Below are 15,368 nucleotides of genomic sequence, written 5' to 3' on the forward strand. Positions count from 1 at the left end.
GAATTCTGTGTGCGGATTATACAGAAAGCGTGTCACTTTCTAAAGGGTCAGTTTGCACCCTATTTTGTCGCTTATTCTCTGCTTAGCTAAAAGACATAAAAAGATAGCTCATAATGATGGCATCTTCATTGCCTTGCTTAGTTGGGTAATAGTTACGACGGCGGTCGACTTCGTTGAAACCGGCTTTCTCATACAGGTTAAACGCGTTCACGTTACTCTCGCGAACTTCCAGCCAAGCACTTTCCGCGTCAGCTTGCTCACACATATCAAGAAAATGCTCGGTCAGCGCTTTACCATAACCTTTACCTTGCTGGCTTGGGTCGACAGCAATATTAAGCAGCGTCACTTCACCAACGATATTTTGCGCGAAGAAATACCCTACCACTTGTCCATCGACTTCAAGCACATGGTGACAAGCACCTCGACTATCGAGATCGCGAATCATAGTTTCAGACCAAGGGTGAGAATGCGCGGTCTGTTCTATCTGCCAAATAGCGTCTAGGTGTTTTTGTGAAGTCGGTAAAAATTGATTAGTCATAAGCACAAATTTGTTGCCATAAATCGCGGCGGTGTTGGTTATTACCATTGATGTCAGACAGTAATGGTGATTGTAATGTTTTTGCTTTCAGCTCTTGGGCGGACTCACAACCTGCAAACCATACCCATTCAACATCACCGAGTTCGAGAGAAGATAGGTGTTGAGGCTGAATATGTAAGGCTTGAGGTAAGTCGAGCTTGATACTTTTGAGTACACGCTCAAACATCACGGCGAGGTCTTCCTGAGGTTTTTCAGGCGATACCAACAGTAACTTGCAATCGTTAGAGAGCGGAGTCAATTCAGATTCATAGCCCGCCAAACGCTCTGGGTGACTAAGCTCCCATTGGCTAATGCCCATCTCTTGCAGGTATTGTGCGTGTGTTTGTGACATATCTAGCGGTGTAACCTTAGGTTGATAGTGGGCGACTGATTAGAGCGAAGTTAAAAACGAGCTCATCAAGGTTGGGCTGATACTAACAAAAAATAAAGGAGCATCAAGCTCCTTTATTTAGACTAAATCAGTTTGCATTATATTGCGTGGGAAATAGGCTTATAAGTCGTTGAACTCAGGACTGTAAGCGATCTCACCAGAATGCCCGACAAGCGCACCTTCAACTAACTCGATAGCTTGAAAAGCTCCCTCAGGCACATCCCAAGCGCAGCTCAAACCAAACTCACTCGCAGCCTTGAAACCAAAGCGACCGTAATAGGCAGGATCACCAAGCACAACACAGGCTGGGTAACCGAAATCAACCAAAGTAGAGAAAGCATCTTCAACCAGGGATTTAGCAATGCCTTGGTTGCGGAACTCTTCTTTCACAGCAAGTGGCGCAAGCCCCTGCCAGTTGTGATCGTCACCTTTAAGCGTAATTGGGCTAAACATCAGGTGACCAACCACCTCACCTTCGTCAGAACAAGCCACCAGCGATAGCGTTAAATGACTATTCTCACGCAAGCTCATAACCAAATTAGCTTCTGCATCCGTTTCAAAAACAGATTTCAATAGACGATCAATGACAAGTATATCTGCCGGTGCTTCAGTTCGAATAAGCATTCATTACCTCACTTTGTGTATCTGGGGATTGTACTCCCTTCTGCACAAAATCAGCTAATTGATTTAACAAAGTTTTCATAGGAGTCGGCAATAAGTCCAAATCTACGCTATCCATCAAGTTTTTGACCTCTAAACCGAGCTCTGTATCACCTTCAATAGACAGTCGACGTTGGAAGAAAAGCGTATCTGGGTCTTCTTTACGTCCCGCAATCAATACAAGATCGTTAAGATTCCCGCTAAAACTGACATCTTCAGCGACTTCTTTATCAGCTACAACCAGTTGCTCATTTTCGTAACTAATACACCAACTTAACCCCATATCTTTTATTGAAACTTTCAGCCACTTATCTTCTAAGAACTCAAAGTCACCGTCTTCTAAAGCTTCCTTGAAGACATTCTTCAGTGCTTCTAATAAGGCTCTTTTTTGTACTGTTTTAGGCAATAACTGGACTGGAGATCGCAAAATTGATGCGGCATTTTGAACTAGTTGAGTGCGAATCTTGTTTATCACGTGACTTATCCGTAACTTTGTCAATAATATGGAATGCATCATAGATGATGTTGAGATCTCAGTTACTGTTATGTATCAAATTAACTTCTGTTTGATACTCGACCTTTAATATCCTGAAAATCACAGTTATAGTAACTCAGGTAATGAGAATTACAGCGGATCGCTGCACTCACAGGTAAATATCGATAACCACACAAAAAGTAATAAATATTTATCGATAGTGAATATTCAAGCTCTTGGAGAATTGGTAGTACTTTGATGCCTCCCCAGCAACTACAACATTGGTTTACCCAGCTAACTGCAAATAGTCCGTTCTTTTTTGCAGTACTTGATGCTCAACATAACTATTTTATGGTGAATGAGCGTTACTGCGATATTGCTGGTTTGAGCCAAACAGAGCTTGCAGGCATGAATGACCGCCAAACCTTAGGCGAGCAATTCTACCAACATCTTAAGCCTTACTATGAGCGTGCCTTCAATGGCGAAACAATTGAGGCCGAAGTTACTCTCAACGAAACTGACCTCGATACCAGCCTTCATTTCAGCTTATCCCCTCTAGCAAACGGCAACAAAACTGACTACATCGTCTTTCATGCCTTCGATACATCTGAAAACCAAGTCCTTGTCCGTTCTTTAGAAGAGTCCGAAGCAAAGTTCCATAAACTCTCTCACCTACTCCCAGACGGATTACTGTTGGTTGAGAACGACTACATCTTATCATCCAACCCAGCTGCAGCTCGACTGCTTGGTTTCAATTCCACCACAGAGCTGATTGGCGAAGAGTTAGGCCGCTTATTTATCGATGAACAAACCAAAACAGTCTTCAATAATAGCCTGAGTTCTATTATTTCTGAGTCTGGTTTGGTTTGCTTAACGGGCGCCCGATGTGGCTTTGAACGTAAGGTTCAACTCAACATCGACTCAACAGCCATTCTCGGCAGTAGCACCCAGCTTGTGCTTATCCAAGACGCGCAAGAAACCGCAAAACAATACACTCCGGCAAACAGTGAAGATGCTTACATCGACGCGTTAACCAAGCTCTACAACCGAGTTGGGTTTACCAAGCGCCTTGAGCAGTTCATTCACAACGACACGCCTGTTGTCATGCTCTACTTAGACATTGATAACTTTAAAAATATCAATGACTCACTGGGTCATCATATCGGTGACAAGGTGATTAAAGAGGTCGCTTCTCGCTTAAAACGCTTGCTGCCTCGTCAAGCCGTTATCGGTCATTTAGGTGGTGATGAATTTGGTATTATTCTGCCAGAGCCTGAACATCAACGAACACCTGAAATGCTCGCTGAAAAGATCATTTCCTTGATCAACCAACCCTTCGATCTTCACCACTTTAGTAAACGCTTAGCCTGCTCTATTGGTAGTGTAAGCTTTCCTCAAGATGGTACGGATGCTCGCATCTTGCTACAAAATGCCGACACTGCAATGTATGAGGCGAAAGATCGTGGGCGTAATCGCCTGATCAAGTTCAACGAACAGATGAACAAAGAAGCCCGTATGCGACTGTGGCTTGAGATAGAACTTCAGAAGGCGCTGCAACAAAACGGACTCGAGGTTTGGTACCAACCAAAAGTAAACGCCCGTGACTTCACCATCAACGGGGCAGAAGCTCTAGTTCGTTGGAAGCACCCAGTAGAAGGCTACATCAGCCCTGCCGCCTTCATCCCAGTTGCAGAACGTGCCGGTCTTATCGAGCAGCTTGGTCGCGTGGTGATGCGTGAAGTATTCGCAACAGTTAAACGCTGGAAGATGCAGGGGATCCTGCCTGGTCGTGTGGCGATCAACCTTTCACCAGAACAGTTTGGTAATCCAAAGCTGATTGATTACATGGAAAAGCTGCTGCGTTCGACAGAGCTAGACCCAAGTGCAATTACGTTTGAGCTGACAGAAAGTGCAGTGATGAGTGACAGTGAACACACGCTGCAAATGCTCAACGCCATCAAGAAACTCGGCTTCGCCCTATCGATTGATGATTTCGGTACCGGTTATTCTTCTCTGTCTTACCTTGCTCGCTTCCCAATTGATGAGCTTAAGATCGACCGTGCTTTCATCTCGGATATCGATACTCTGCCAAAGCAAATCACTGTGATTGAAAACATCATCAATCTGGGTAAATCTCTCGATTTAACCGTGGTTGCAGAAGGTGTCGAAACCAGTGAGCAAGCGACGCTGCTGTCGAACCTCAACTGTAGCTCCATTCAAGGCTTCCACTTCTATCGCCCGCAACCAAAACAAGATGTTGAAGAGCTGTTCGCACAAAACCGACGTCATAAAAACTGATTAGACGATTCGAATACACACCTCCTTTCAAGCTAAAGCAATACACAAAACCACCGCTCGTCAGTACCTCAAACGGAGTAAAAGCAGATTTATCCATCTAAACCTGCCTTACATCAATTCCGTCATTCACAATTCTTCATAAAATGCTCGCTTCAACTTAATTCTACTGGTAGTGAGCAAATGGAACTCTTATGCCCAGCGGGTAACTTACCTGCTTTGAAAACCGCCATTGATTGCGGTGCGGATGCTGTCTATATCGGATTCAAAGACGATACCAATGCCCGACACTTTGCAGGCCTAAACTTTGCGGGTAAAAAGCTCGATCGTGCTGTGCAGTATGTGCATGACCGCAACAAGAAAATTCATGTTGCCTTAAATACGTTTGCTCACCCAAATGGCTTCGAACGCTGGACTAATGCGGTAGACAACGCAGCTGCACTAGGTGTCGATGCGCTGATCATCGCAGACATCGCAGTACTCGAATATGCTGCCAACAAGTATCCAGACCTTGAACTGCACTTATCAGTACAAGCATCAGCGACCAATGCCGCTGCTATCGACTTCTACCATAAAAACTTCAACGTTAAGCGTGTCGTATTACCGCGTGTATTATCGATTCATCAGGTCAAACAGCTTTCTCGCAACATCACTTCTGACGTTGACCTTGAAGTATTCGCTTTCGGTAGTTTGTGTATCATGGCAGAAGGTCGTTGCTACCTCTCTTCATACATGACAGGTGAATCACCAAATACAGTGGGTGCTTGCTCTCCTGCGAAATACGTTCGCTGGCAAGAAACAGAGACAGGTTTAGAGTCTCGCTTGAATGAAATCCTTATCGATAAGTATGAAGCAGGTGAGAACGCTGGCTACCCAACGCTGTGTAAAGGTCGCTTTGAAGCAGAGATCGACGGTGAACGCAAGCGCTACCACGCACTTGAAGAGCCGACTAGCCTTAACACGTTATCAATGCTTCCTGAGTTGTTCGCCGCAAATGTTGCTTCAGTGAAGATTGAAGGTCGTCAGCGTAGCCCTGCTTATGTAGAACAAGTGACTCGTACTTGGCGCGCAGCCATCGACCGCTACTTAGCAAATCCTGAACAGTACCAAGTAGAACAAGCTTGGAATGCGACACTGGCGAATGTATCGGAAGGTACACAAACCACGCTTGGCGCTTATCACCGTAAATGGCAATAGAGCCAAATGGAGAACTCAATGAAATACGCATTAGGCCCTCTACTTTATTTCTGGCCAAAACAAGACGTTGAAAGCTTCTATGAGCAAGCGAAATCAAGCTCTGCTGATATCATCTACCTCGGTGAAGCCGTGTGTTCAAAGCGTCGTGAGATGAAAGCGAAACACTGGATGGACATCGCTAAAGAACTGTCAGCTTCAGGTAAGCAAGTGGTGCTGTCGACCATGGCATTGCTGGAAGCGCCAAGCGAAGTCAACATCATGAAGAAGTACATTGATAACGGTGACTTCGCGATTGAGGCAAACGACGTGTCAGCTATTCAACTGGCAAGCGAAAGCAAAGTACCTTTCGTTGTCGGCCCAGCAGTAAACACATACAACGCGCGCACGCTGAACCTGTTCTTGAAGCAAGGTATGACACGTTGGTGTATGCCGGTTGAGCTTTCTCGTGAATGGCTAAGCAACGTCATGACACAGTGTGAAGAGCTCAATATTCGTAACAAGTTCGAAGTCGAAGTATTTAGCCACGGTTACTTGCCTCTTGCTTACTCAGCACGCTGCTTTACGGCTCGCGCAGAGAACAAAGCGAAAGACGATTGCGAAACCTGCTGTATTAAGTACCCAACCGGATTACAGGTCGAGAGCCAAGAAGGCCAATCGGTATTCAACCTTAATGGTATCCAGACCCAATCGGGTTACTGCTACAACCTAGTGAATGATTTACCCAACATGCACGACTTGGTTGATGTGGTTCGTTTAAGCCCGCTCGGCATCGATACCTTCTCTGAAATTAATAACTTCAGAGCTAACGAACAAGGTCAAAAACCGATGAAGATTGAAAGCCGCCAATGTAATGGTTACTGGCATCAACTTGCAGGTTTAGACGTAAAAAACATCTAGTTCGATAATTAAACCTATCAGCAATAGATACAAAAATGTATGGTCCGCCCCGTTATTGCAACTACAATTAAGTAATAACGGAGTTGGTTTGCGCTAATGTATTCGGAGTCCTTGTTGGGAGCACTAGCTTCCCAGCTCCACGATGATATCCGCGCCAGATTATCCTTAAAAAGCCCAAAGCATTGATTGCTATTTTTTGTGTCAGGTTCTTAATCTGGCCGATTGACCGTTTTTGTCATCACGTTCATTGGCGTTGCAAACTTGGTTATAGCTAAACAGCCTTAAAAGCTTGGCGGTGGTATAACACCGCCCAAGCTATCCTCACTAGCTTGTTGGCTAATGCGACTACCACTACATTAAATGGTTTGGTGGCTCGTAGGTTCGCAAGCCACTCTCCGAACACTTTCCCTGTCGTCTCTAGTCTAGAGAGTACAGCCCTTGCCCCATGGACAAACAGAGTTCTGAGGTGTTTATTCCCTCGTTTACTCATACCAAGTAGTTTGGTCTTTCCTCCCGTTGAGAATTGCCTTGGCACAAGCCCCAACCAAGCCGCCATCTCACGGCCATTGGTAAAGTTATTCGGAGAGCTTACATCGGCTATACACAATGTGGAGGTAAGATCGCCAATTCCAGGGATAGTTTTTAATAATTGAGCACTTTCATTGTTATTAACAATAGTTTGAAGCTTGTTATCTTGAGTTTTGATTTGTTCATTAAGGTACTTGTAATGTTCGTGGATAGATATCAATTCACATAGCAAGCTTTTTGGTAATGAGACGGTTTGTTCAGCTAACCATTGAAACAGAGACTTCATCTTTGCATGCCCTTTGGGAAAGCTAAGGCCGAACTCAAGTAAGATCGCGCCGATCCGCGACATAGTGGCAGTTCTCTCCTTGATATAACTATCTCTGACTCGATGAATCGCTGCGATGACTTGAGCCTCTTCACTTTTTACAGCTACAAACCTCATGGTCGGTCGACCCGCAGCCTCTGCGATCGCTGAAGCATCGATGAAATCGTTTTTATTGCCTTTGACATAAGGCTTTACATACTGAGGAGGAATAAGTCGGGGTTGATGACCAAACTCACTACACTTTCGAGCAAGCCAATGAGCACCGCCACAGGCTTCGAAAGCAATAGTTGTTGGTTCTATTTTACTAAGAAAGATTAAGAGTTGGTTACGATTAAATTTACGACGAAGCACCTCCACTCCACAACGGTTATGTGCGATAGCATGGAAGCAATGTTTACCTAGGTCGATACCTAAAATATGAATAGAAGACATATGGTTCACCTCATTCTGAGAGCCTACTCTAAGCTTAAGGGCTTGAGAGTGAGGCGGACCATATAATTAAGGTCTAGCGTTCGCTAGACCTTTTTAGTTCGACTTAACAAAAGCGACCTATGCCGTCACTGTTTCCATCGGTGAAGCATCGAGCTTCTTTACGTCTTTGTAGAGCATCACCATCACCACCACACTTAACGCAATGTTAGACAGTGGGTACGCAATCCAGATCCCCGGCACACCGTACAACTTCGGCATGATGTACAAGAAAGGCAGTTGGATAAGCATATTGCCTATCGTCACAAACATCGCCTTGCTGCCCTTATTTACCGCTTGGTAATAAGCCCCCGCAACCACTAAGAAACCATCAAGCGCCAATGCAAACATGTGTAGTCGAATACCCAACACGGTGTACTCTACTAGCTGTGGTTCGTCAGAGTTAAAGACTGACACAAACTCACGTGGGAACGCGTTGAGAAGCAACACAAACGCCACACCAATCAATACTGAACTCAGCATCGCAATCTTAAGTAACTTACGAATATTCGCTTGGTTACGCGCACCATGGTTGTAACTCACTAATGGTTGCATACCGTTGGCGATACCTTCAGCCGTGAGGTAATAAACCGTCACGATGTAGCCCAAGATAGCGTAAGCACCAATCATCAACTGGTCGCCATATTGAGAGAACAACGCATTGTGCAATGCCACCATCATCGAACCATAGGCGTACATAAAGAAGCTTGATGTACCAATAGCGAAGATCTGTGGGATAACCGAGAGCTTCAGTCGCAACTCATTCCAACGTAAGCGTAAGTTTGCTCGACGTGAGAAGAAGTAAGCCAAACCCAGACCTGTTACCACAAATTGTGCAATGGCTGTGGCTAGTGCCGCCCCCATCAACTCCCAACCAAACTGAGCGATAAACAGGTAGTCCAGAACGATATTAATCACCGCACCGACAATCATCAGTATTGTGGCTAAGTTCGGGCTGTCATCGTTACGCAGTAGGAACGGCATCGCGATAGAACCCAAAGTGAAGACGCTAGCACCAATCAGGATGTGTAAATATTGCAGGCCAAGTTCGTACACACGCCCTTCAGCCCCCTGCCAAAGCAGGAAGTTGTCGGCAAACAGATACAGTAACGCTGAAACAACCGGCGTTATCGCCAGTAGCAAGGTTAGACCGGTCGCCAAGATCTGCTTAGCACCTTGAGTGTCTTTTTCACCTTGGCGGATCGAAACAAGCGCACCTGTACCTACGCCCACCAGCATACCAATACCGAGAATCGAACCAATCACAGGCCACGCGACGTTAATACCCGCGAGTCCATCAGCGCCAACATAGCGGCCAATGAAAATACCATCCACCACTTGGTACAGGCCATTCACCAACATCGCCGCCACGGTAGGGATTGTGTATCGCCAAAATTGACGACTAATTGAGTTACTCATTTCTTACTCTACTTTCATTTGCGAGTCGCATATCTACGAGATATGACTCGAAAAATTAGTTAACAAGGCTAACTAAATATCTAAATTATTTACTTCAAGGCTTTGTCTAATAATAGGTTCAGTTGCTTAGACTCTTGCTCTGATAAACGGCTTTCTAGTATTTGAGCCATCACTTGGTAGATCTTGCTCTCTTCTTCTAAACCCAACTCCGCTTTGTTGGTCAATACGACTAACTTGGACCTTGCATCTTCAAGTGACGCCTTGCGTTCAACCAAGCCTTTTCTCTCAAGCCTTTGAACCATAGTGGTCGCTGAAGGCTTAGTCACCTGCATTTCAATGGCAAGGTCGGTCAATCGAATTGGCTCTGGTGAAGCCTGTATGACCTTCAGATAATCATACTCGTTGAAGCTCAATTGGCAGATAGGATCTTCATTCACCTGAGTACGCCATATCTTAGAGGCGAAGCGCTCAATCTTTTCTAAATTCTGGTTTAGCATACTCACCTAATCAAAGAATAGCATTTAGTTAGCAAGGCTAACTATTTTAATATTGTTTAAATAAAAAGCAATCAAAACGAGATGAAGACCATAAAAAATAGTCATAAAAAAGCCGCTGACAGGCAGCGGCTTCTTAATATTCATAGTGTATTGCTTATCGAGCGTTAGCTTCTTCTTCAGCCTCTGCCAATTTAGCTTGAGCTAGATGTTCGGCTTTAAGCGTAGTGAAGATACGGCTTAACTCTAAGAAAGAGTATCGGTGCTCTACGTATTCATACACGTTGAAAGACACTGACAGCTTATACAAAGAGATCGCATTCGCGTAGTCACCATTCATGTGGTAACGCTTCGCTAGGTAGAAGTAAGTCTCTGTTAGACGCTGTGCAAGTAACGTGTTGTCACGAGTACCGGTTAAGATCGCCTTGAAAGCCTGTTCTTCGGTAATGTCATCAAGCATGATAGCAACTAACACCCATCCCCACTGCTCATCACGGCTTTCGTAACGCTTTTGTAAATCAAGCTTAGCTTGTTCTGGCGTGAGTTCATGCTGAATGATGTACAACCATAGAGCACGAAACGGATCGCTAGGATCATCGGCGTAATGCTTCATCATCTCTTCATTAGCTAAGTCGTAACGTTCGCCATAGTAGAGAGCAATTGAGCGGTTTCTTTCTGCATAAGAGTTTGCAGGATCAAGCTCTAGCGTAGAATCAAAAGACTCGTAAGCCGCATCAAACTCCCCTACCTGCGTAAAGTAAACACCCAAAAGATTGAAGATATCAGGTTGAGCAGGGTTCAATGAAAGAGATTGATTGAAGTCGAGGCGCGCTAAGTCACGCAGACCAACACTGTCGTAGTAGTTACCACGTTCAAACAGCATCTTAGCTCTAACTTCATCGTTCAAATCTGGGCGCTGCAATAACTGACTAAGGCGTGCAATTTGAACTTCTTGCTGAACGCTTGGTTGCAGTGGCACAGCCATTGGTGGATAAACCCAACGTGAGGCGTTATCTGATGTTGTTGCACAACCAGTTAGTACAAGCAGTAAACACATACTCGCGGTTTGAAACCATTTCACAAATAATTACTCCTGTTATGACCGCAATAAAAAAGGGGAGCGATATGCTCCCCTTTATAACATGCTTTGTTGACGATAGGTTAGAAATCACTAAAAAGCGATATCACCATCGACACACTGAGAATTACTCAGCAGCAGGTGCTTCGCCTTCAGCTGGCGTTTCAACTGCTTCTTTCATGCTTAGACGTACACGGCCTTGACGGTCAATTTCAAGAACCTTAACTGGCACTTCTTGACCTTCAGTTAGGTAGTCAGACACTTTCTCAACGCGCTTGTCAGCGATTTGAGAGATGTGTACTAGACCATCTTTACCTGGAAGGATAGTTACGAATGCACCGAAGTCAGCTAGACGAGCAACTTTACCTTGGTAAATGCGGCCAACTTCAACTTCAGCTGTGATCTCTTCGATACGACGGATAGCTTCTTTAGCAGCTGCGCCTTCAGTCGCAGCAATCTTGATTGTGCCATCGTCTTCGATTTCGATTGTAGTACCCGTTTCTTCACAAAGAGCACGAATAACTGCGCCGCCTTTACCGATAACATCTTTGATCTTATCAGAGCTGATTTTCATTGTGTGGATACGTGGAGCGAATTCAGAGATATCTTCACGAGCACCAGAGATAGCTTCATCCATTACAGAAAGGATGTGCTTACGTGCACCTTGCGCTTGGTTAAGAGCAATTTGCATGATCTCTTTAGTGATACCTTCGATCTTGATGTCCATTTGAAGAGCAGTGATACCTTCGTTAGTACCTGCTACTTTAAAGTCCATGTCACCTAGGTGATCTTCGTCGCCAAGGATGTCAGAAAGAACAACGAAGTCGTCGCCTTCTTTAACAAGACCCATTGCGATACCCGCAACAGAAGACTTGATTGGAACACCAGCATCCATAAGAGCTAGAGATGTACCACATACAGAAGCCATTGAAGAAGAACCGTTAGATTCAGTGATTTCCGATACAACACGAACTGTGTATGGGAACTCATCAACAGAAGGCATTACTGCAGCGATACCACGCTTAGCTAGCTTACCGTGGCCGATTTCACGACGCTTAGGAGAACCTACAAAACCAGTTTCGCCAACGCAGTATGGAGGGAAGTTGTAGTGTAGTAGGAAGTTGTCTTTACGCTCGCCTGTCAGCTCATCGATGATTTGAGCGTCACGTTGTGTGCCAAGAGTAGCAGTAACGATAGCTTGAGTTTCACCACGAGTGAATAGAGAAGAACCGTGTGTACGTGGAAGAACACCAGTACGCACGTCTAGTGCACGAACCATGTCTTTTTCACGACCGTCGATACGTGGGTTGCCAGCGATTATGCGGCTACGTACAACGTTTTTCTCTAGAGAACCAAGCATGCCGCGGATTTCGCGCTCGTTTAGTTCTTCGTCTTGAGCTAGTAGTGCTTCAACAACGTCGTTCTTGATTGCGCCAACTTGCTCGTAACGAGCCATTTTTTCAGTGATTTGGTAAGCGTCAGATAGACGAGCTTCTGCAAGCTCAGCAACACGAGCTTTAAGCTCAGTGTTTACTACTGGTGCTTCCCAGTTCCACGCTGGAGTAGCAACTTCTGCTGCGAACTCGTTGATAGCGTTGATAACAACTTGTTGTTGATCGTGACCGAAAACAACTGCAGAAAGCATTTCTTCTTCAGTTAGGTTGTCAGCTTCAGATTCAACCATAAGAACCGCGCCTTCAGTACCAGAAACCACTAGGTCTAGTTTAGAAGTTTCAAGTTCAGTTGTGCTTGGGTTAAGAACAAGTTGACCGTCGATGTGACCTACGCGTGCAGCACCGATTGGACCGTTGAACGGGATACCAGAGATAGCAAGAGCTGCTGAAGTACCGATCATTGTTACCATATCAGGTTGAACGTCTGGGTTTACAGACATTACTGTAGCGATAACTTGAACTTCGTTCTTGAATGAATCAGGGAAAAGAGGACGAATTGGACGGTCGATTAGACGAGCCGTTAGTGTTTCGCCTTCAGATGGACGACCTTCACGCTTGAAGAAGCCACCTGGGATTTTACCAGCAGCGTATGTACGCTCTTGGTAGTTAACTGTTAGAGGGAAGAAGTCTTGACCTTCTACCGCTTCTTTTTTACCAACAACAGATACGAATACTGAAGTATCGTCCATTGTTACCATAACTGCTGCAGTAGCTTGACGAGCAATAACGCCAGTTTCTAGAGTAACTGTGTGGTTACCGTACTGAAACGTTTTTACAACTGGTTTCTCAAACATTGTATTTCCTTTATCTAAAGAGTGCTCTTTAGAGTCAGTAAGTTGGAACCCAAAAATCACCAATCGCGACTAGTCAAAGCAGACGGAATTGATTCGTTATATCAAAAATACAACGAGCATCCACTTTGAATAGTCGCGACCTATTGGCCGACATCTGTGACTGTAACTTCTGGGTCGTATAATACCTATACAGATAGCTGTACAGGCGAGGCATAGTATAAACTATTTTTATATACAGGGATATTTTCGCGCTGAAAAAGCTCCGTGAATTACTTCAAACTCTGTCTTTCAGGCACAAAAAAAGGAGCAATAAATGCTCCTTTTCTTCAAACAGTCTTTGCAGACATCGCTATTAGCGACGTAGGCCTAGGCGCTTGATTAGATCTTGGTAACGAGAAAGGTCTTTACCTTTCAGGTAGTCAAGAAGCTTACGACGGCTAGAAACCATACGTAGAAGACCACGACGGCTGTGGTGATCGCCTTTGTGTGCTTTGAAGTGGCCTTGAAGGTGGTTGATAGAAGCAGTTAGTAGTGCTACTTGTACTTCTGGTGAACCAGTATCGCCTTCAGCGCGTGCGTATTCTGCAACGATTGCTGCTTTAGTTTCTGCATTCAGAGACATAATTCTCTCCTGATAAGAGTAGTTTAATATTTGTAGCAGCCAATCTCTGATTCAGCCGCTACGCGAGCCGAGGATTATAGGGAAGTTTGCCAGTTGGTGCAATAACAATCGAACGCCTTAAAAACGAAAAAAGCGAACCGCCTAAATTAGGCGTCCGCTTTCTGTCTTATTTGCTCGTATTTAACGACTCAGCACGAATATCTCACTCGATTTAAGCACTCACTTGTGGTTCTTCATCTCTGAAAACAACCAAACGTTTCGGTGCTACTCGGCCATCTTCAGCAATTTGAGCAACGCCAACAAACAGTTTCTCTTCACCGCTTGTCATGCGAACCGTACCTTCCGTTGGGGCACCAGCAACTTGAACAGGCATACCGTGCTGAACTAAGTCAGTCAGTTCCGCGTTCAAATTAACTTCTGGCAGGTCTTCAACGGCTGTATCCATTGGCATCAACAGTGGATCAAGCAGCTCTTTCGGTGCAATTTCTTGCGCCTGGGCTTGCTCTAAAATCTCGTTCAGTTGTTCCAAGGTTACCATACGCTCGTAAGGGTACTTTGCTACGCCTGTACGACGAAGCATAGTCACGTGAGCACCACAACCTAGCATCTCACCAAGATCGTCGGTGATTGTGCGGATGTAAGTACCTTTTGAACAATGCACTTCCATCTCCACTTCATCGCCTTCAAAGCGAAGCAGCTCAATAGAGTACACAGTGATCTTACGAGACTCACGAGGAACCTCAATACCTGCACGGGCGTATTCATACAAAGGCTTACCTTGATATTTCAATGCAGAAAACATTGAAGGGATCTGGTCAGTTTCACCTTTGAAGGTTTCGATACAACGCTCAAGTTGTTCTTGAGTCACGTTTACATCACGTGTCTCTACCACTTCACCATCTGAGTCAGAGGTATTGGTACGCTCACCAAGCTTAGCGATCACTACGTAGCGCTTATCAGAATCTAAAAGAAACTGAGAGAACTTCGTTGCTTCACCAAGACAAATTGGCAGCATGCCAGTCGCAAGAGGATCCAGAGCACCAGTGTGCCCTGCCTTCTCTGCAAAGTAAATACGCTTTACTTTTTGCAGTGCATCATTAGACGAAATGCCTGTTGGCTTATCTAACAGAATTACCCCGTTAATAGGGCGACCTTTACGACGGCGAGCCATTACTCTTCGCCCTTAGACTGAGTTTCGTCAGTACGGCCAGCTTCTTGTTGCTTACGCTTATCATCGTTTAGAACTTCACTTACTAGGTTAGACATACGCATGCCTTCTACTAGTGTGTTGTCGTAAGTAAAACGAACTTCAGGCGTTAGACGGTGACGAATACGCTTGCCTAGCGCCATACGGATTGGCACTTCGTGCTCTTTAAGAGCAGCAAGACATGATTCAGGTGTTTGCTCGCCAATACATAGGAAAGTAACGAATACTTTTGCGTAAGCAAGGTCACGAGACACTTCTACGTCTGAGATGGTTACCATACCGATACGTGAGTCACGAACTTCACGTTGTAGGATAAGTGCTAGCTCTTTTTGAAGCTGCTGAGACACACGCTGTGTGCGGCTAAATTCTTTTGACATTTTCTTTTCTCACTTAGAAAGATGGGGGGCTTGGTAATTACCAGCCCCCCATGGTGTATTCAACAACCGATTACTTATTACCTTTATTAGTAATGTTAGTAACCTTAGTC

General features: G+C 45.0%; 15 protein-coding genes. 3 read left to right on the forward strand and 12 right to left on the reverse strand.

Translation table 11 applies throughout. The annotated features are described in order from the left end of the window. Positions 1–82: 82 nt before the first annotated feature. From rimI to ubiT, 4 genes are all read right to left on the reverse strand, one after another. Positions 83–538 carry a ribosomal protein S18-alanine N-acetyltransferase gene (rimI, locus tag OCV12_RS12980; RefSeq protein WP_261884829.1) on the reverse strand — a complete coding sequence of 152 codons (456 nt, stop codon included), beginning with the start codon at positions 536–538 and terminating at the stop codon, positions 83–85. After that, a complete protein-coding gene (locus OCV12_RS12985; protein ID WP_261884830.1) occupies positions 531–929 on the reverse strand; it encodes a DNA polymerase III subunit psi in 399 nt (132 codons plus the stop codon). The genes rimI and OCV12_RS12985 overlap by 8 nt, the downstream gene beginning before the upstream one ends. Before the next feature lie 159 nt (positions 930–1,088). Beyond that, on the reverse strand, positions 1,089–1,592 hold the full coding sequence (locus tag OCV12_RS12990) for a GNAT family N-acetyltransferase (protein WP_261884831.1): 504 nt from the start codon (positions 1,590–1,592) through the stop codon (positions 1,089–1,091). Continuing rightward, on the reverse strand, positions 1,576–2,103 hold the full coding sequence (gene ubiT, locus OCV12_RS12995) for a ubiquinone anaerobic biosynthesis accessory factor UbiT (RefSeq protein WP_445082096.1): 528 nt from the start codon (positions 2,101–2,103) through the stop codon (positions 1,576–1,578). The genes OCV12_RS12990 and ubiT overlap by 17 nt, the downstream gene beginning before the upstream one ends. Before the next feature lie 258 nt (positions 2,104–2,361). Here ubiT and OCV12_RS13000 point away from each other — a divergent pair, with 258 nt between their 5' ends. The 3 genes from OCV12_RS13000 (at position 2,362) to OCV12_RS13010 (ending at position 6,492) form a co-directional block, all read left to right on the forward strand. Next, complete coding sequence (locus tag OCV12_RS13000; protein ID WP_017629626.1) at positions 2,362–4,401, forward strand: bifunctional diguanylate cyclase/phosphodiesterase; 2,040 nt, start codon at positions 2,362–2,364, stop codon at positions 4,399–4,401. A gap of 180 nt (positions 4,402–4,581) precedes the next feature. Further along, on the forward strand, positions 4,582–5,595 hold the full coding sequence (gene ubiU / locus OCV12_RS13005) for a ubiquinone anaerobic biosynthesis protein UbiU (protein WP_017629625.1): 1,014 nt from the start codon (positions 4,582–4,584) through the stop codon (positions 5,593–5,595). Between the two features lie 18 nt (positions 5,596–5,613). Next, the gene (locus OCV12_RS13010; protein WP_017059237.1) at positions 5,614–6,492 is read left to right on the forward strand and encodes a U32 family peptidase; all 879 of its coding nucleotides are present in this window, start codon (positions 5,614–5,616) and stop codon (positions 6,490–6,492) included. Between the two features lie 271 nt (positions 6,493–6,763). On the opposite strand, the gene OCV12_RS13015 is transcribed toward OCV12_RS13010, so the two are convergent. The 8 genes from OCV12_RS13015 to rbfA form a co-directional block, all read right to left on the reverse strand. Beyond that, positions 6,764–7,777, reverse strand: coding sequence for an IS110 family RNA-guided transposase (locus tag OCV12_RS13015; RefSeq protein WP_261884832.1), 1,014 nt, complete (start codon positions 7,775–7,777; stop codon positions 6,764–6,766). 117 nt (positions 7,778–7,894) lie between these two features. Next, the gene (locus OCV12_RS13020) at positions 7,895–9,232 is read right to left on the reverse strand and encodes an MATE family efflux transporter (RefSeq protein ID WP_261884833.1); all 1,338 of its coding nucleotides are present in this window, start codon (positions 9,230–9,232) and stop codon (positions 7,895–7,897) included. 89 nt (positions 9,233–9,321) lie between these two features. Further along, positions 9,322–9,729, reverse strand: a complete 408-nt coding sequence (locus tag OCV12_RS13025) for a MarR family winged helix-turn-helix transcriptional regulator (protein WP_026084112.1) — start codon at positions 9,727–9,729, stop codon at positions 9,322–9,324. Between the two features lie 154 nt (positions 9,730–9,883). Continuing rightward, complete coding sequence (gene nlpI, locus OCV12_RS13030) at positions 9,884–10,807, reverse strand: lipoprotein NlpI (RefSeq protein WP_017633286.1); 924 nt, start codon at positions 10,805–10,807, stop codon at positions 9,884–9,886. A 124-nt stretch (positions 10,808–10,931) separates the two neighbouring features. Further along, positions 10,932–13,052: a polyribonucleotide nucleotidyltransferase gene (gene pnp / locus OCV12_RS13035; RefSeq protein WP_017633285.1), complete on the reverse strand. Its 2,121-nt coding sequence runs from the start codon at positions 13,050–13,052 to the stop codon at positions 10,932–10,934. A 352-nt stretch (positions 13,053–13,404) separates the two neighbouring features. Then, positions 13,405–13,674, reverse strand: coding sequence for a 30S ribosomal protein S15 (rpsO, locus tag OCV12_RS13040; protein ID WP_004728948.1), 270 nt, complete (start codon positions 13,672–13,674; stop codon positions 13,405–13,407). A gap of 211 nt (positions 13,675–13,885) precedes the next feature. Then, positions 13,886–14,845, reverse strand: coding sequence for a tRNA pseudouridine(55) synthase TruB (truB, locus tag OCV12_RS13045; protein WP_261884834.1), 960 nt, complete (start codon positions 14,843–14,845; stop codon positions 13,886–13,888). Next, positions 14,845–15,258, reverse strand: coding sequence for a 30S ribosome-binding factor RbfA (rbfA, locus tag OCV12_RS13050; RefSeq protein WP_017633284.1), 414 nt, complete (start codon positions 15,256–15,258; stop codon positions 14,845–14,847). The genes truB and rbfA overlap by 1 nt, the downstream gene beginning before the upstream one ends. Positions 15,259–15,368 lie beyond the last annotated feature (110 nt).

The organism is Vibrio pomeroyi, from assembly GCF_024347595.1.
In the GTDB taxonomy this organism is placed as follows: domain Bacteria; phylum Pseudomonadota; class Gammaproteobacteria; order Enterobacterales; family Vibrionaceae; genus Vibrio; species Vibrio pomeroyi.

Coding starts and splice junctions, on each gene's coding strand:
- truB (WP_261884834.1), bottom strand. CDS start 14,845: ATGGCTCGCCGTCGTAAAGGTCGCCCTATTAACGGGGTAATTCTGTTA.
- rpsO (WP_004728948.1), bottom strand. CDS start 13,674: ATGTCTCTGAATGCAGAAACTAAAGCAGCAATCGTTGCAGAATACGCA.
- OCV12_RS13010 (WP_017059237.1), top strand. CDS start 5,614: ATGAAATACGCATTAGGCCCTCTACTTTATTTCTGGCCAAAACAAGAC.
- OCV12_RS12985 (WP_261884830.1), bottom strand. CDS start 929: ATGTCACAAACACACGCACAATACCTGCAAGAGATGGGCATTAGCCAA.
- OCV12_RS12990 (WP_261884831.1), bottom strand. CDS start 1,592: ATGCTTATTCGAACTGAAGCACCGGCAGATATACTTGTCATTGATCGT.
- ubiU (WP_017629625.1), top strand. CDS start 4,582: ATGGAACTCTTATGCCCAGCGGGTAACTTACCTGCTTTGAAAACCGCC.
- rimI (WP_261884829.1), bottom strand. CDS start 538: ATGACTAATCAATTTTTACCGACTTCACAAAAACACCTAGACGCTATT.
- pnp (WP_017633285.1), bottom strand. CDS start 13,052: ATGTTTGAGAAACCAGTTGTAAAAACGTTTCAGTACGGTAACCACACA.
- rbfA (WP_017633284.1), bottom strand. CDS start 15,258: ATGTCAAAAGAATTTAGCCGCACACAGCGTGTGTCTCAGCAGCTTCAA.
- OCV12_RS13015 (WP_261884832.1), bottom strand. CDS start 7,777: ATGTCTTCTATTCATATTTTAGGTATCGACCTAGGTAAACATTGCTTC.
- OCV12_RS13000 (WP_017629626.1), top strand. CDS start 2,362: ATGCCTCCCCAGCAACTACAACATTGGTTTACCCAGCTAACTGCAAAT.
- OCV12_RS13020 (WP_261884833.1), bottom strand. CDS start 9,232: ATGAGTAACTCAATTAGTCGTCAATTTTGGCGATACACAATCCCTACC.
- OCV12_RS13025 (WP_026084112.1), bottom strand. CDS start 9,729: ATGCTAAACCAGAATTTAGAAAAGATTGAGCGCTTCGCCTCTAAGATA.